This window comes from Escherichia sp. E2661 (genome assembly GCF_004745185.1).
GTDB lineage: Bacteria > Pseudomonadota > Gammaproteobacteria > Enterobacterales > Enterobacteriaceae > Escherichia.
Genome location: NZ_PDIG01000037.1, coordinates 276,185 through 292,978 on the forward strand (window position 1 = coordinate 276,185; position 16,794 = coordinate 292,978).

Below are 16,794 nucleotides of genomic sequence, written 5' to 3' on the forward strand. Positions count from 1 at the left end.
GCAGGCATGATAAAACATCATCAACAAAGATGAAACCAGACGTAATATATTTTGAATGAATGTAAAAGAAATAGTGCTGCAAAACATAACGATACCGCGATACTCTAAAGTGTAGATAAACGAGAGAGATCACTATATGAAAGTTATCCGTTTTGCTCTACCTTGCCTGTTAGTCCTGGCGGGGTGTTCAACCGCTTCTCAACCCGATGCGCCTAAACCACCACATGTTGGAATGGCTAATCCTGCATCGGTCTACTGCCAGCAAAAGGGAGGTGCGCTCATTCCGGTGCAAACAGCGCAAGGGGTCAGCAACAATTGCAAATTACCGGGTGGTGAAACGATTGATGAATGGGCATTATGGCGGAGGGATCATCCGGCTGATAGAAAATAACAACCGGATGCCGGGCTGGAATCACAAACTGCGTAGCCAATCGGCCAGCACCAGTGCATGGTTTTGCGTGGTATTTTTTGCCGAATAGAGTAGGGTTAGTGTCTGCTGGCGGGCAATATCCGCCAGTCGTTTCCCTTCTTGCTCATGCTGCGCCAGTTCTGCAAGATATTGTTCGCGAAAGGTTTCAAAATCGATCACTTCGCCGTGAAAGGCTTTGCGTAGTTCTGTTGAAGGCGTGATGGTTTTGTCCCATTCATCAAGTGCTAAATCTGTTTTCTTGATACCACGCGGCCAGAGACGATCGACCAGTACGCGATAACCATCGCCTTGTTCAGCCGCATCATAGACGCGTTTACACTGAATATTCATCGTGTTTGTTCTCCCTTTCACGCAACATTGCCACGCCACTATAGCACTTTGTTTTTATGCTTATGGCGGCTGCGGCAAAAATTACTGCTTACCAATAATCAGCGAAACCAGGCCAGCAGCAATAAGCGGACCGACGGGCACACCGCGAAAAAGCGCTACGCCCAAAACCGTACCCATCAGCAATCCGGCGACCAGTTGTGGTTGACTACCCATTAACGTGACGCCGCGTCCGCCAAGCCAGGAAACAATGACGCCTACGGCAATCGCGACTAATGATTTCCAGTTCAGAAACGAGTGAACAAGTGTTGACGGGGGCAGCGTCCCGCTGGCGATTGGGGCCATAACACCGATGGTGAGAATAATTATCCCGATGCTCAACCCTTGTTTTTCAATCCAGGGGAAAAAGGTGCTCAACGGTGTGACGCGGACAATGATCAACACCAGAATTGAAACGGCGACAGTGGTGTTGTGGCTGATGAAGCCCAGCGCAGCTAATCCGAGGAGGATTAACAAAGTGACATCAAACATCGTGGTTTCCTTGCCAAAAAATAATTATCCCCTGTACTTTACGCTTGCTGAGGGCAGGAATCAGACATTAATTACACTTTTTGCATAAAAAATAGGGAGAATTGTCATCAAACTGCCATTTGCGTACGCTAACAATAACGTGAAAACAGTTATCTCCAGGGGTAAAACCATGAACGATCAAATGTTCATTGAGACACTGATTATCACGTCATCGTTTTTTGCCATTGCGGTTGTGCTGGTGCTGTCAGTTTTGCTACTTGAACGGACCAGCTAGTTATACTGTGCGGCGGAAATGGACCAGCTCTGGTTGCGCAATACGTAAATAATCTGCGGTGTTAAGAATAACTGATTTATCCAGCATGCCCGCATTGAAGGCAATTTCATCGAATCGCTCGAAGAGTAGTGGGTCGGCGACCAGTTTGAGTTTGGGGTGAAAGCTGAAAGGTGGGATAGCGCCAAAAACGCAGTTCGTGAGTTCATCGACCTCTGCCGGGCTGGCAAGCGAGGCGCGTAACCCGCCAATGTGACTGGCGAGTTGGCTCAGATCGGCCTGTTGATCGGCAGGGAGTATCGCTAATACATGTTGATTAACGCCATTACCTTTGACTTTACACACCAGCGCCTTGGCGCCCTGGCCCAAAGCGGTGCCGCGAATTTCTGACACCGCTTCACATTTGCCCACAGCTTCGTGGGTGACGATGCGGAAGTTAGCGCCTTCTTGTGATAATAAAGCGATTAAGCGCTGATGCGTCACGCTTCCTTTAGCCACTTCAGTCATTTCACGCTCCTGGATTTATAACTAAACAACCACAGAAGATTATCATGAACTGCTGTTTTTGTTCTGTTTATTGACATACAGACGTTCATCGGAAGCTTTATAAGCATCATGGATCGTATCGGTTTCTTTCATCGCGTAAATACCGGAAGAGAAGCCGATCTCTTTCTGCGGCGCGATGTGTTGCAGGCGTTTTTCAATACGTTCAGGCAATTGCGCAGCAATTTGTGGCGTCGAATCGACCAGGATGATGCAAAATTCATCACCGCCGAGACGGATAGCATAATCACTTTTACGAATCGACTGTTTAATCGCCTGTGCTAATAAAGTAATCGCTAAATCACCTTCCTGATGACCCAGTGTGTCGTTAATTTGTTTTAACTTGTCCATGTCAATAGCAATGAACATGACTGCAGAACCTGCCTGAACCAGGCGTTGCAAGCGTTGCTGCAACTCAGGAGTCAATATTTTGCGGTTATACAATCCGGTCATCGCATCGCTAATATTTTCGCGAGTCACGTTTTGGTACAAGCGGAAGTGCATGCGTACCATATTCAGTAATATCAGTGCCGTCAGCAGCCAGAAGACAACGCTTTTCCATGAAGATGTAATAAAGTAAAGAATATCAATGGATAATGTGACGCGAATTCCGCCAGGCAAGTCATGGACATAACTGACATACTGAAATAGATTGTCTTCACTCTGGTTGATAATAATGTCTCGGCCCGAATCTACATCGGTAAGCGTAACATTGAGAAAACGCCAGAGGAGAGGGCGGTCATGAGTGTAAAAGATATTCCGCAGATTGTTTTTATTGATATCCAGCAGCACAATCCCTTTAAGTTGACCCGCGAGATAAACCGGCGTCAGCAAGCTCATCACATTCTGTTTGGTACGCTGATCCTGGTAAATGCTCGATAACACGGTGCGACCGGTAAACACCTTTTCAATATCTTTACGGTTAATGCCAATGCTTCCTGATTGCAAAAACGACCAGTTATTCATGGCGAAGTATTCAACATTGACTGGCTCATAAAAATAGACATAGCGGTCATTGAGATCGAGATAATAGTGAAATTTCTCTTCGGCCATCCCAAGACCGGAACCATACTCATCTTGATGGCGATTACCTTCCACCGCTTGATCAAATGCGGGTAATAGCGCCGCTGCTTCCACAATTGTGTCACAGTCATCGGATGCGCTCTGTAATGTCCCGCGTAAGCCAGAATAAGTATGGGCCGTCAGATTTAATCCATGAGTATTATTGGCCGTTTCAAAAGCCTCGCAGATAGCACGTCGCTGTTCTGGCGACACCTCTGACTGCTCAGCAGCAAGTGCGCGCATGACATGTGCGGCAATACTCTGATTTTGATACTTATCATAGAGAAAGGAGGAATCCGCTTTCTGGACGATATAGCGCAAGTAGGCGCTCATCGCTCTGTCGCTGGCGACAAGTTCAAAAATAAGGAAGGAAGATGTCAGCACAATGACACTTGCGGCGATAAAATGCCGGAGCATTCTATGGTGCAATTTCATGATAAATGGCACTCCTTCGGTTAGTGAAATGAGAAAACCAGTTAAAGTTCGATTGCGGCCTGGCACAGGGGCGCTAATTATACTCATCTCTGTGCCGTTGGGGAGGAGAAATTTAGTGGTATTAGATATTAATTGTATGCAAAAGCCACGCAAAAAGCATGGCTGTGAATATTTTTGCACTCAAAGACGATGAATAATCACTTTGTTGCCTCCCTCGTTTTTCGCCTCACGTAAGGCTTTATCTGCTTCTGTCATGACAAGTGAAAGATTGTGCGTATCTCCGGTGGAAAAAACACTGCCAATGCTGATGGTCATTGGTTCAGGAACATTATACCTGTTACTAAAGCCGGTCAGGAGTTCGACATTTTTACGCACACGTTCAGCAATAATTTTTGCCTGGGCAGCATTGAGTTCGGTAAATAGCAGGCCAAATACTTCCCCCTCAAGACGGGCTAAAATGTCATCGGGGCGGATACTTTGCTGGATAATATCGACAATTGAAACCAGCACTTTATCACCCACATGATGCCCCCATTGGTCATTGATGCGTTTGAACTGGTTAATATCTACCAGCATGATACAAAAATCCTTCACAACAGGTTGCGTCAATAATGATTCTACGCTGTTGAAAAAGTACCGGCGATTATAAATATTGGTCAACACATCATGAACCGCCAGTTTGCTGGAGAGTTGCAGCTCCTGAAAAATGTTATAAATCAGAAAAGCAACAACAAACAGTTTGCTGGAAACTTCGATACCACGACTGATGTACCAAATGGTGTAATTGTATTCATCCAGGGTCAGCAGAAGTAAGTTACAGCAGAGCGATGCCAGACATAATAACGCTATTGACGGCCAAAGTTCGCTGGCTAATCGTGTGCGCATGATAATAAAGAACAGTAAACATGCCCACAGACAAACCAAAATTTTTTGTGTAGTTAATTCCCCAGCTCGCAGAATGGCTATCCGGACAGTAATCTACGACGTACAAGGAATAGTCTGGATTATAACTGCTCAGGTTGTGTGCCAGTAAAGGAAACAACATGAAAGGTATCAGCGCCAACAACAGGATGCAGGTTTTTTTCTTGTTGTTCGTTAGAATACTGTTTCGGTCATAACAGAAGAGAGCTAACGCTGTTAAGCAAATGAAACTTAGCTGGCGAAACAGATATAATATGGAAACATCATTTGATTTAGCCTGAATAAGTGTGCTGTCACTGATAGGTTTATGAATAATGACAATGGTTTCAGTTAAATAGAAAATACCACTTAAAAATGCAAGGCTTAAAATGAGTGTTGGAAAAATTTCACGGTTAGTGAAATATTTCATTAGCATGAATAGAAAAATGACGGCGTTAAGGAAAAACAAAGCCACAACAACCATCAGGTAATTCATCTGCGGGATGAGTTTTACATTGGTGTTTTCGTTATATAAGGTGGTGATGCAAAATAAAATCAATGTCAGCAGTAAACTGAAAATAAAAAAGCTTTAGTGCTTTTAGCTTTTGTGTACACATAGAAATCATAAAAAGGAGAGCAATGTGAGTGCTGGATTTTATTGATGCTCGAGATATATAGTTTTGACTAGGATCAATTTTCACTATCAATAAAAAATAATTAAAGAATAACCCCGGGAAAATACGTGTTAACCGAATCATTTTTCCGAATGATTGTTTTCTGGAACTAAATTGTGTAAAGGTTACGCTGTCATATTTAAAGCAATTGTAAGCTAACGTATATAATAAATTAAATAATTTACAGTAAGCTAAAAATCAGCCAGGTAATAATGACCTGGCTGATGGTACTAGTCTTTAGCAGTTGCGTTTTGCTTATGAAACAGTTCACGGAATACCGGATAAATATCATCCTGATCGCGGATATGCTGCATCGCAAAGTTTTCGAAAGTAGATTGCAGATGCTCATATTCTCGCCACAATGTCTGATGAGCGCGACGGGTAATTTCGATATAGCTGTAATAACGAACAACTGGCAGTAATTTCTTCGCCAGAATCTCATGGCACAGCGGAGAATCATCAGCCCAGTTGTCGCCGTCCGATGCTTGTGCAGCATAGATATTCCACTGCGCCGGGTTATAACGCTCTTTTACCACATCATCCATCAGTTTCAGCGCGCTGGAAACAATGGTGCCGCCCGTTTCCTGTGAGTAGAAAAACTCATGTTCATCAACTTCTTTCGCCTGGGTATGATGGCGAATGTAAACGACTTCTACGTTCTTGTATGTTCTGCTCAGGAACAGATACAGAAGAATGTAAAAACGTTTGGCCATATCTTTGGTGGACTGATCCATCGAGCCAGAAACGTCCATCAGGCAGAACATTACTGCCTGGCTGGAGGGATCGGGCCGTTTCTCATAATTTTTGTAGCGTAAATCGAAAGTGTCGATGAAAGGAACACGTTCAATTTTAGCTCGCAGTTCAGCAATTTCTTTGCGCAAGCGTTCCTCTTCCAGCAGTTGCGCAGGTTCAGTATTGCTGATTATCGCTAAATCTTCTTCCAGCGCGTGCAGTTCCCGCCGCTTGCCCGCGGTCATCGCGGTACGTCGCGCCAGCGAATTTTGCAATGAACGTACCACGCTAATGTTGGCCGGAACGCCATTTGCGGTATAACCCGCACGATGCGTTTTAAATTCGGTCAACTGGCGTTGCTGGTTTTGTTTCAGATTTGGTAAGGCCAAATCTTCAAACAACAGATCGAGATACTCATCTTTCGAAATCTGAAAGACGAATTCATCCTGACCTTCACCGTCCTGGCTGGCCTGGCCCTGACCGCTACCAGAACCACCGCCGCCGCCTTGAGGCCGCTCAATACGGTCGTTCTGTACGAAATGGTCGTTGCCCGGATGAACGCGATGGCGCAAGCCGCCACGCCCCTGATGAAACATTGGTTCGCTGATATCTTCCGTTGGAATGGAAACAGACTCGCCGCTGTCGACATCGGTCACCGAACGCTTATTAATGGCCTCGGAGATCGACTGTTTAATTTGCGCTTTATAACGGCGTAAAAAACGCTGGCGATTCACCATGCTTTTATTTTTGCCGTTCAGACGCCGGTCAATAAACCAGGTCATATGCCCCCCGTACTGCATTTGCCAACTGTATGCTACGCCTGTGTTGCCGCCTGTCTGGCCCACGGTTCGCTGTCGTTGTAGGCCCGGCGCATGCGCACCGGGCCGTAGTTGTTAAGACGATTTACGTACGCGCAAATACCATTCGCACAGTAAACGCACCTGTTTACGGGTGTAGCCTTTTTCCATCATACGGTCGACAAAATCGTCGTGTTTCTTCTGCTCGTCGGTTGAGGTTTTGGCGTTAAACGAAATGACCGGCAACAACTCTTCGGTATTGGAGAACATTTTCTTCTCAATGACCGTGCGCAGTTTTTCGTAACTGGTCCAGTTCGGATTGCGTCCACTGTTATTCGCTCTGGCACGCAGTACAAAGTTGACGATCTCGTTACGGAAATCTTTCGGATTGCTGATCCCCGCCGGTTTTTCGATTTTCTCCAGCTCGGCGTTCAGCGACTCGCGATCAAACAATTGACCAGTATCCGGGTCGCGATACTCCTGATCCTGAATCCAGAAATCCGCATAGGTGACATAACGGTCGAAAATGTTCTGCCCATATTCAGAATAGGATTCAAGGTAGGCCGTCTGAATCTCTTTGCCGATAAACTCGGCATATTTCGGGATCAGATAGCCTTTCAGGAACTCCAGATAGCGTTCGGCCTGCTCTTGCGGGAACTGCTCGCGTTCAATCTGCTGTTCAAGAACGTAGAACAGATGAACCGGGTTAGCCGCCACTTCCACGTGATCGAAGTTGAACACGCGGGAGAGGATCTTAAACGCGAAACGCGTAGACAGACCGTTCATCCCTTCATCGACGCCCGCGTAATCACGATATTCCTGATATGACTTGGCTTTCGGGTCGGTATCTTTCAGGCTTTCGCCATCATAAACGCGCATCTTCGAATAAATGCTGGAGTTTTCTGGCTCTTTCAGGCGCGAAAGAATGGAAAAACGTGACAATGTTTCCAGCGTGCCTGGCGCGCATGGCGCGTGAGTCAATTCACTATGATTAAGTAATTTCTCGTAGATTTTGATCTCTTCGGAAATACGCAAGCAATACGGCACCTTCACGATATAGACACGGTCGAGGAAGGCTTCGTTGTTTTTATTATTACGGAAAGTCACCCATTCAGATTCGTTCGAGTGGGCGAGAATAATCCCGTTGAACGGCAGGGCGGAGATACCTTCCGTCCCGTTGTAGTTACCTTCCTGAGTGGCGGTTAACAGGGGATGCAGCACTTTAATCGGTGCTTTGAACATCTCAACAAATTCCATGATCCCCTGGTTGGCGCGGCACAGCGCCCCGGAATAGCCGTAGGCATCCGGATCGTTCTGGGCGTGGTGTTCGAGTTTACGAATATCCACTTTCCCCACCAGCGCGGAAATATCCTGGTTGTTCTCATCGCCCGGTTCCGTTTTGGCAATGGCAATCTGTTGCAAAATAGACGGCCACACTTTGACCACGCGAAATTTAGTGATATCGCCACCAAATTCATGCAGGCGTTTTGCCGCCCACGGCGACATAATGGTGCCAAGGTAGCGGCGTGGAATGCCGTACTCTTTTTCAAGGATCTGCGCATCTTCCTGTGGATTGAACAGGCAGAACGGATGATCGTTAACCGGGCTTCGCTCACCGTTGGCGCTCAATACGTAAATAGGCACGCGTTGCATTAATGATTTCAGTCGTTCAGCAAGTGACGACTTACCCCCACCCACAGGCCCCAGCAGATACAGGATTTGTTTCTTCTCTTCCAGCCCCTGAGCCGCGTGTTTCAGATAAGAGACAATCTGTTCAATCGCGTCTTCCATGCCGTAAAACTCTTCAAATGCCGGATAACGTGCGATGACCCGGTTAGAAAAGAGTCGAGAAAGTCTGGGCTCCTGGGCTGTATCGACCATGACAGGCTCACCAATAGCCATCAATAGCCGCTCTGCCGCGTTGGCATAAGCACTGCGATCTTGCCGACAAATGGTAAGAAACTCCTGCAGTGTGAACTCTTCGTCCTTGGCAGCTTCATATCGCTGGCGATAGTGATCGAATATATTCATGGTATGCCGTCCTTTCGTTTTTTAGCACAGGTTAAGAGCCGTTCATATGAATAGTAGAGGCTCCCGGAAGAGGTAAACTGAACGACGTCTCTTGCTAAAACACAGCAACTCTCATGCCATCCTGCCGACCATGAGAACAACGTGCCCGGTGATACACCTTCAAAATTAAGCGTAGATGGCAATTGAGAAACTTGCCTGCACGGCTTTCTGAATTTCAATGGCATATCAACAACTCATCCATAAAAAATTGCATAACTAATGTAAAGAATAATGCCGCCATTAATGCAGAATTCATTCAGCTGTAAGCACTGCGTCATCTGCGTCAGGAAAATTAAACAGTTACCTTTGGAAATGAAAACGTAAAAAAGTTTGGGTTTCGTTGTATTGACGGGTAAACTTTGTCGCCCGCTAAACATTTGTTTAAGGAATGATTAATTGTGACCAAACTCAAACTTCTGGCACTTGGAGTGCTTATCGCAACGTCTGCAGGCGTAGCACACGCTGAAGGTAATTTTTCCCTGGGCGCAGGCGTAGGTGTCGTTGAACACCCTTATAAAGATTACGATACCGATGTTTACCCAGTACCGGTAATCAACTACGAAGGCGATAACTTCTGGTTCCGTGGCTTAGGTGGTGGTTACTACCTGTGGAATGATGCAACGGATAAACTCTCAATTACCGCTTACTGGTCGCCGCTCTACTTCAAAGCCAAAGACAGTGGCGATCACCAAATGCGTCACCTGGATGACCGTAAGAGCACCATGATGGCTGGTCTGTCTTACGCTCACTTTACCCAGTATGGTTACCTGCGTACCACCCTGGCTGGCGATACCCTGGATAATAGCAACGGCATTGTCTGGGATATGGCCTGGTTGTATCGTTACACCAACGGCGGCCTGACCGTGACCCCGGGTATCGGTGTGCAGTGGAACAGCGAAAACCAGAATGAATACTATTATGGCGTATCGCGTAAAGAGTCCGCTCGCAGCGGTCTGCGTGGCTATAACCCGAATGACAGCTGGAGCCCGTATCTGGAGCTGAGTGCCAGCTACAACTTCCTCGGCGACTGGAACGTTTATGGCTCCGCGCGCTATACCCGCCTGTCTGACGAAGTTACTGACAGCCCGATGGTGGATAAATCCTGGACTGGCCTGATTTCTACCGGGATCACCTACAAATTCTGATAATGCATTTTTCCAGGGCATTTTGTGCATAAAAACAGGGCGTAATGCCCTGTTTTGCATTACGGTGGTGCAAAAACTGGGAGGAAGCGATGCAACAGAAAACGATTCAATTTAGTGGCGATGTCTCACTGCCAGCCATAGGGCAGGGAACATGGTATATGGGCGAAGAGGTCAGCCAGCGTAAAACCGAAGTTGATGCACTGCGTGCGGGCATTGATCTTGGTTTAACTCTCATTGATACCGCCGAAATGTATGCCGATGGCGGTGCCGAAAAGGTGGTTGGTGAAGCATTATCCGGCCTGCGTGATAAGGTTTTCCTCGTCTCCAAAGTCTATCCGTGGAATGCTGGCGGGCAAAAAGCCATTAACGCTTGCGAAGCCAGTTTACGTCGTCTCAATACCGATTATCTCGATCTCTACTTATTGCACTGGTCTGGCAGTTTCGCTTTTGAAGAGACTGTTGCGGCAATGGAAAAACTGATCGCCCAGGGCAAAATTCGTCGCTGGGGCGTTTCTAATCTTGATTATGCCGACATGCAGGAACTCTGGCAGGTGCCAGGGGGAAATCAGTGCGCTACCAATCAGGTGCTTTATCATCTCGGTTCGCGCGGTATTGAATATGATCTGCTACCCTGGTGTCAGCAACAACATATGCCAGTGATGGCATACAGTCCGTTGGCGCAGGCCGGGCGCTTACGTAATGGCTTGCTAAAAAACGCAGTGGTCAACGAAATAGCTCATGCTCACAATGCCACTGCCGCGCAAGTTTTGCTGGCGTGGGTGATCAGCCATCAGGGCGTGATGGCGATTCCGAAAGCGGCAACTGTCGCACATGTCCAACAAAATGCGGCAGTGTTGGAATTGACGCTTTCAGGGGAAGAACTGGCGATGCTGGAAAAAGCGTACCCGGCACCAAAAGGAAAAACTGCGCTGGATATGGTGTGATTTGCTGCAAGGCCGGATGCATGCATCCGGCACAGTAACTCACGCAAATTAACGTTTGGCAACGCGAATGGATTGCGCCAGATGTGAAGGTTTCTCTTTGGTGACTTTTTGAGTTTCTGAGGCGTAAGCTGTTTCTACACAAACAAATGTTTTGTAGCCATCATCCGGCATATCGCCCATGCTGACTGAAAGCGCCGGTCCTGGGTTCCAGCCAACGACGTTCAGATGATGCTGGTGGCCTACGGTGACAATACGATTCAACGCCTCGTCATTAATCACACTGCAATCCTGCGCATTCAGATACACGCGATCGGTACGGTCAGGGAAGGTCTGAATACCGTCGGTCAGTACATCTTCTTTCGCGTCATTTACTTTATCAATGAAGCGATCGCCCAGTCCGCTGACGCTTACCTTAGCAATATCACCCACGTTAAAGTAGGTATGTAGGGCAGAGGTGGTTTCAAATTCGCCATGTGATTCAAGATCGATTTCACAGGTTTTACCCACGCGGAAATGCGCTAACAGCGTAAAGTCGTGCGGCCAGAATTTTTTCGTCTCTTCGCTTTGTGTTAATTCGAAAGTCAGCGCTACGCCATCGGCATCTTCACGATGTGATTTCAGCGTCCACGGCAGGTTACGGGCAAAACCGTGCGCAGGCAGACCTTGTTGTGCAGCCGGACCAAACCACGGCCAGCAAACCGGTACGCCACCGCGAATGGCGACACCATTTTTAAACGGGGTATTGTTGCTCAACCACAGAACTTCTTCCTCACCCGCAGGTTTCCACGAGAGAAGATGAGCGCCCTGTAATGCAAAAGAGGCTTTTACCTGGGGATGATCGACCACAATAAGGTCCAGTTCATCCAGTTTACGACGGGAGAGGACAGGGGTAATTTGTTCGATGACCGGAAGGGCAAAAATTTTCTTAATCATGACGCAGTCCTTTAACTTCATTTCATCAGGTAAAAAAAAGAGCGACCGAAGTCGCTCTTTATAGATCACAGTATCATCTCAACTTATTTGGAGATGTGAGCGATCAGGTCCAGAACTTTGTTGGAGTAACCGGTTTCGTTGTCGTACCAGGATACCAGTTTCACGAAGTTGTCGTTCAGAGCGATACCAGCTTTAGCATCGAACACGGAAGTGCAAACTTCGCCGTTGAAATCGGTAGATACTACGTCATCTTCGGTGTAGCCCAGAACGCCTTTCATTTCGCCTTCAGCAGCAGCTTTAACGGCAGCTTTGATCTGCTCGTAAGTTGCAGCTTTTTCCAGACGAACGGTCAGGTCAACTACGGATACGTTCGGGGTCGGAACGCGGAACGCCATACCAGTCAGTTTGCCATTCAGTTCTGGCAGTACTTTACCTACAGCTTTAGCAGCACCGGTAGAGGACGGGATGATGTTCTGGGAAGCGCCACGGCCGCCGCGCCAGTCTTTGTGAGACGGGCCGTCAACGGTTTTCTGAGTAGCGGTGGTAGCGTGAACGGTGGTCATCAGACCTTCGATGATACCGAAGTTATCGTTGATAACTTTAGCCAGCGGAGCCAGGCAGTTGGTGGTGCAGGAAGCGTTGGAAACGATGTCCTGGCCAGCATATTTGTCGAAGTTAGCGCCTTTAACGAACATCGGAGTGTTGTCTTTAGACGGACCAGTCATAACCACTTTTTTCGCACCAGCGGTGATGTGTTTACGAGCAGTTTCGTCAGTCAGGAACAGACCAGTTGCTTCAGCGACAACGTCAACACCAACTTCGTCCCATTTCAGGTTAGCCGGATCACGTTCAGCGGTAACACGGATTTTTTTACCGTTAACGATCAGATGACCGTCTTTCACTTCAACGGTACCGTCGAAACGGCCGTGAGTGGAGTCATATTTCAGCATGTATGCCATGTAATCAGCGTCTAACAGGTCGTTGATTGCAACGATCTCGATGTCAGAACGTTTCTGAGCAGCACGGAAAACAATGCGACCGATACGGCCAAAACCGTTGATACCTACTTTGATAGTCATATATTCCACCAGCTATTTGTTAGTGAATAAAAGGTTGCCTGTAAAATTACAAAAACCTTACGCAGCGTCAAGCGGAATCGTGTCAATCATTGCGACAAATCAATCCTCTGCCTAAGCATTACGCGACTGACTTGCCTCACTCTTCCTTTGTGCCTGAAACCACATGAGGGCGGCGCCGGGAATTTTAAAGGGCAATTATGATAAAAATGTGATTTTCATCACGATTCAGGCGCTGCCATTTCGCTGAGATCAAGTTTAGGACAAATTTTTGCCAGTTGGTGTTAATGTTTTGTTAGAATTGGTCGCGTAATGTGAGCGTGATTAAAGTGAGATGTGAGCAAATGGCTAACAAACCTTCGGCAGACGAACTGAAAAACAAATTGTCCGAGATGCAGTTTTACGTGACACAGAATCACGGGACGGAGCCGCCATTTACTGGCCGTTTACTGCACAATAAGCGTGACGGCGTTTACCACTGTTTGATCTGCGATGCCCCTCTGTTTCACTCCCAGTCTAAATATGATTCAGGTTGTGGCTGGCCGAGCTTCTACGAACCGGTGAGTGAAGATTCAATTCGTTATATCAAAGACTTGTCACATGGAATGCAACGCATCGAGATTCGTTGCGGTAACTGTGATGCCCATCTTGGACATGTCTTTCCTGATGGGCCGCAGCCCACAGGCGAACGTTATTGTGTTAACTCAGCCTCTTTACGTTTCACTGATGGTGAAAATGGCGAAGAAATCAACGGTTGAAAAAACGATTCAGCAACTTATTCCACAGGAGCGGAAAAAATCATGAATCTTGATGAAATGATCAACAGCATGACGCCTGAGGTTTACCAGCGTTTATCGACCGCTGTTGAACTGGGGAAATGGCCAGATGGCGTTGCGCTGACCGAACAACAAAAAGAGAACTGCCTGCAACTGGTTATGCTGTGGCAAGCCCGAAACAATACCGACGCGCAGCATATGACCATCGACACCAACGGTCAGATGGTGATGAAGAGCAAGCAGCAACTGAAAGAAGATTTTGGTATTACGGCGAAGCCAATTGCTATGTTTAAGTGATGGAGTTATCCCCTTTACCGGTAATTAATAAAGGGGATTGCCTGAAATTAATTGTCCAACCCCTCGTCGATTTCATTTGTAGCTTTAAACCTTTCCGGAGCTTCACGTCTGTATTAACCCCCTGAATTTTTCATCCCTGAATCCTTTCTTTCGTTAAGTAGGGATCACTGCTGAATTTCCCTCTTTTGCGTACCGCCTTCCATCAATCTGTAACCCGTTCTCAGGTTTTCTGCGTATTTGTGATCTAAGTTGTAAATCGCAGATCAATATCTGTGTTTTAAAGATTTAATGTTGACCTCAAAAATCATGTGGGTAAGTATGATGGTCATCTAAGCAAAACAAAACACAGAGGATGACGCAATGAAAGCACTGGCTCGGTTTGGCAAGGCCTTTGGCGGCTACAAGATGATTGATGTCCCACGGCCCGTTTGTGGCCCGGAAGATGTGGTGATTGAAATTAAAGCCGCAGCTATCTGTGGTGCAGACATGAAACACTACAACGTTGATAGCGGTTCAGATGAGTTTAACTCGATTCGTGGCCATGAATTTGCAGGCCGAATTGCGCAGGTTGGCGAAAAAGTCAAAGACTGGAAAGTGGGGCAGCGCGTCGTCTCTGATAACAGTGGTCATGTTTGCGGCGTTTGTCCTGCCTGTGAACAAGGTGATTTTCTGTGTTGTACAGAAAAAGTGAATCTTGGTCTGGATAACAATACCTGGGGCGGTGGCTTTTCCAAATATTGTTTGGTTCCTGGCGAAATCCTCAAAATTCATCGCCATGCGCTGTGGGAAATTCCCGATGGCGTCGATTATGAGGACGCAGCCGTACTTGACCCTATCTGTAATGCCTACAAATCCATCGCGCAGCAATCGAAATTCCTTCCTGGTCAGGATGTGGTCGTCATCGGCACTGGCCCGCTCGGGCTGTTCTCTGTACAAATGGCGCGGATTATGGGGGCGGTAAATATCGTCGTCGTTGGTCTGCAAGAAGATGTGGCGGTCCGCTTCCCGGTTGCAAAAGAACTGGGGGCGACGGCAGTAGTAAATGGTTCTACCGAAGATGTGGTGGCGCGCTGCCAGCAAATTTGTGGCAAAGACAATCTCGGACTGGTGATTGAATGCTCCGGTGCCAATATCGCACTGAAACAAGCCATCGAAATGCTGCGCCCGAATGGGGAAGTGGTACGCGTTGGAATGGGCTTCAAACCTCTTGATTTCTCGATTAATGACATTACCGCATGGAACAAAAGCATCATTGGGCATATGGCCTATGACTCCACCTCCTGGCGTAACGCTATCCGGCTATTAGCCAGCGGCGCTATCAACGTCAAACCGATGATCACGCATCGTATCGGCCTTTCGCAATGGCGCGAAGGGTTTGATGCGATGGTCGATAAAACCGCAATCAAAGTGATTATGACGTACGACTTTGATGAATAACTACTCTCCTGAAGGAACGTTATCGCATGGAACAGATAACAAAACCGCATTGCGGCGCCCGGCTGGATCGCTTACCGGATTGTCGCTGGCATTCATCAATGTTTGCCGTCGTCGCTTTTGGCTTGCTTGTCTGCTGGAGTAATGCTGTTGGTGGCTTGATCCTCGCGCAGCTGAAAGCGTTGGGCTGGACAGATAACTCCACCACCGCCACATTCTCGGCAATTACGACCGCCGGAATGTTTCTTGGTGCGCTGGTGGGCGGCATTATCGGAGACAAAACCGGACGCAGAAACGCGTTCATCCTCTATGAGGCCATTCATATTGTCTCTATGGTTATTGGCGCTTTCTCGCCGAATATGGATTTCTTGATTGCCTGCCGCTTTGTGATGGGGGTCGGGCTGGGGGCATTACTGGTTACTCTGTTTGCCGGCTTCACCGAATATATGCCCGGTAGAAATCGTGGAACGTGGTCCAGTCGGGTTTCATTTATTGGCAACTGGTCATATCCGCTCTGTTCATTGATTGCGATGGGACTTACACCGCTAATTAGTGCCGAGTGGAACTGGCGAGTACAACTGCTCATTCCCGCAATATTGTCGCTTATCGCTACCGCGCTGGCCTGGCGTTACTTTCCTGAATCACCGCGCTGGCTGGAATCGCGCGGACGGTATCAGGAAGCAGAGCAAGTCATGCGGAACATTGAAGAAGGGGTCATTCGCCAGACGGGTAAACCCTTACCGCCAGTGGTTATTGCTGATGACGGTAAAGCACCACAAGCGGTGCCTTATTCTGCCTTACTGACGGGAGTATTACTGAGACGCGTTATTTTAGGCTCTTGTGTACTTATTGCCATGAACGTTGTGCAGTACACGTTAATTAACTGGTTGCCAACGATATTCATGACCCAGGGAATTAATTTAAAAGACTCCATTGTCTTAAATACTATGAGTATGTTTGGCGCGCCGTTTGGCATTTTTATTGCCATGCTGGTGATGGATAAAATTCCGCGCAAAACAATGGGTGTTGGGCTGTTAATTCTGATTGCGGTGCTCGGATATATCTATTCACTGCAAACCAGTATGTTGCTCATAACGTTGATTGGTTTCTTCCTGATTACTTTCGTCTATATGTACGTTTGCTATGCCTCGGCAGTGTATGTACCTGAAATCTGGCCGACAGAAGCCAAATTGCGTGGCTCGGGCCTGGCGAATGCAGTAGGGCGGATCAGTGGTATTGCCGCACCTTATGCCGTCGCAGTGTTACTAAGCAGCTATGGTGTTACTGGGGTATTTATCCTGCTTGGCGCTGTTTCAATTATTGTTGCAATTGCTATCGCCACCATTGGAATTGAAACCAAAGGTGTCTCGGTTGAAAGTCTAAGTATTGAAGCTGTGACTAATAAATAATTTTTAGG

16 protein-coding genes and 1 pseudogene are annotated in these 16,794 nt (G+C 47.3%); 8 read left to right on the forward strand and 9 right to left on the reverse strand.

Annotated features, from left to right (window positions below; all coding sequences use genetic code 11):
* Positions 1 to 136: 136 nt before the first annotated feature.
* Positions 137 to 391 (forward strand): DUF333 domain-containing protein, encoded by a 255-nt coding sequence (locus tag CRI63_RS20445; RefSeq protein ID WP_130218784.1) that lies wholly within the window; start codon positions 137 to 139, stop codon positions 389 to 391.
* Between the two features lie 21 nt (positions 392 to 412).
* Here the strand turns inward: CRI63_RS20445 and CRI63_RS20450 are convergent, their stop codons facing one another.
* Together CRI63_RS20450 and CRI63_RS20455 are read right to left on the reverse strand one after the other, a co-directional pair.
* Positions 413 to 760, reverse strand: a complete 348-nt coding sequence (locus CRI63_RS20450) for a DUF488 domain-containing protein (protein WP_130257685.1) — start codon at positions 758 to 760, stop codon at positions 413 to 415.
* Between the two features lie 81 nt (positions 761 to 841).
* Positions 842 to 1,288: a DUF441 domain-containing protein gene (locus tag CRI63_RS20455; protein WP_130223473.1), complete on the reverse strand. Its 447-nt coding sequence runs from the start codon at positions 1,286 to 1,288 to the stop codon at positions 842 to 844.
* 169 nt (positions 1,289 to 1,457) lie between these two features.
* On the opposite strand from CRI63_RS20455, the gene yoaI reads away from it, so the two are divergent.
* Positions 1,458 to 1,562 (forward strand): small membrane protein YoaI, encoded by a 105-nt coding sequence (yoaI, locus tag CRI63_RS20460; protein ID WP_130218789.1) that lies wholly within the window; start codon positions 1,458 to 1,460, stop codon positions 1,560 to 1,562.
* Here the strand turns inward: yoaI and yeaK are convergent, their stop codons facing one another.
* The 5 genes and pseudogenes from yeaK to yeaG all read right to left on the reverse strand — a co-directional run bounded on the left by yeaK (position 1,563) and on the right by yeaG (position 8,733).
* Positions 1,563 to 2,066 carry a mischarged aminoacyl-tRNA deacylase gene (yeaK, locus tag CRI63_RS20465; RefSeq protein WP_135520581.1) on the reverse strand — a complete coding sequence of 168 codons (504 nt, stop codon included), beginning with the start codon at positions 2,064 to 2,066 and terminating at the stop codon, positions 1,563 to 1,565.
* 42 nt (positions 2,067 to 2,108) lie between these two features.
* Positions 2,109 to 3,599 (reverse strand): diguanylate cyclase DgcJ, encoded by a 1,491-nt coding sequence (gene dgcJ / locus CRI63_RS20470; protein ID WP_130208727.1) that lies wholly within the window; start codon positions 3,597 to 3,599, stop codon positions 2,109 to 2,111.
* Positions 3,600 to 3,779: 180 nt separating this feature from the next.
* Positions 3,780 to 5,257 (reverse strand): annotated as a pseudogene (locus CRI63_RS20475) (GGDEF domain-containing protein).
* A gap of 146 nt (positions 5,258 to 5,403) precedes the next feature.
* Positions 5,404 to 6,687 carry a YeaH/YhbH family protein gene (locus tag CRI63_RS20480; RefSeq protein ID WP_064529212.1) on the reverse strand — a complete coding sequence of 428 codons (1,284 nt, stop codon included), beginning with the start codon at positions 6,685 to 6,687 and terminating at the stop codon, positions 5,404 to 5,406.
* 111 nt (positions 6,688 to 6,798) lie between these two features.
* Positions 6,799 to 8,733 (reverse strand): protein kinase YeaG, encoded by a 1,935-nt coding sequence (yeaG, locus tag CRI63_RS20485; protein ID WP_064529211.1) that lies wholly within the window; start codon positions 8,731 to 8,733, stop codon positions 6,799 to 6,801.
* A 437-nt stretch (positions 8,734 to 9,170) separates the two neighbouring features.
* Here yeaG and mipA point away from each other — a divergent pair, with 437 nt between their 5' ends.
* Together mipA and CRI63_RS20495 are read left to right on the forward strand one after the other, a co-directional pair.
* Positions 9,171 to 9,917 carry a scaffolding protein MipA gene (mipA, locus tag CRI63_RS20490; RefSeq protein WP_130223469.1) on the forward strand — a complete coding sequence of 249 codons (747 nt, stop codon included), beginning with the start codon at positions 9,171 to 9,173 and terminating at the stop codon, positions 9,915 to 9,917.
* A gap of 89 nt (positions 9,918 to 10,006) precedes the next feature.
* Entirely contained in the window at positions 10,007 to 10,861 is an 855-nt protein-coding gene (locus CRI63_RS20495; protein ID WP_135520583.1) for an aldo/keto reductase, read from the forward strand.
* Between the two features lie 48 nt (positions 10,862 to 10,909).
* On the opposite strand, the gene CRI63_RS20500 is transcribed toward CRI63_RS20495, so the two are convergent.
* Together CRI63_RS20500 and gapA are read right to left on the reverse strand one after the other, a co-directional pair.
* Positions 10,910 to 11,794 (reverse strand): D-hexose-6-phosphate mutarotase, encoded by an 885-nt coding sequence (locus CRI63_RS20500; RefSeq protein WP_130223465.1) that lies wholly within the window; start codon positions 11,792 to 11,794, stop codon positions 10,910 to 10,912.
* An 83-nt stretch (positions 11,795 to 11,877) separates the two neighbouring features.
* On the reverse strand, positions 11,878 to 12,873 hold the full coding sequence (gapA, locus tag CRI63_RS20505; RefSeq protein ID WP_000153502.1) for a glyceraldehyde-3-phosphate dehydrogenase: 996 nt from the start codon (positions 12,871 to 12,873) through the stop codon (positions 11,878 to 11,880).
* Positions 12,874 to 13,214: 341 nt separating this feature from the next.
* Here gapA and msrB point away from each other — a divergent pair, with 341 nt between their 5' ends.
* The 4 genes from msrB (at position 13,215) to CRI63_RS20525 (ending at position 16,786) form a co-directional block, all read left to right on the forward strand.
* Entirely contained in the window at positions 13,215 to 13,628 is a 414-nt protein-coding gene (gene msrB / locus CRI63_RS20510) for a peptide-methionine (R)-S-oxide reductase MsrB (RefSeq protein WP_130218799.1), read from the forward strand.
* Between the two features lie 42 nt (positions 13,629 to 13,670).
* Complete coding sequence (locus tag CRI63_RS20515; protein WP_130208380.1) at positions 13,671 to 13,943, forward strand: YeaC family protein; 273 nt, start codon at positions 13,671 to 13,673, stop codon at positions 13,941 to 13,943.
* A 360-nt stretch (positions 13,944 to 14,303) separates the two neighbouring features.
* Positions 14,304 to 15,380, forward strand: coding sequence for a zinc-binding dehydrogenase (locus CRI63_RS20520; protein WP_135520585.1), 1,077 nt, complete (start codon positions 14,304 to 14,306; stop codon positions 15,378 to 15,380).
* 26 nt (positions 15,381 to 15,406) lie between these two features.
* Positions 15,407 to 16,786 (forward strand): MFS transporter, encoded by a 1,380-nt coding sequence (locus tag CRI63_RS20525; protein WP_130223459.1) that lies wholly within the window; start codon positions 15,407 to 15,409, stop codon positions 16,784 to 16,786.
* Positions 16,787 to 16,794: the final 8 nt, after the last annotated feature.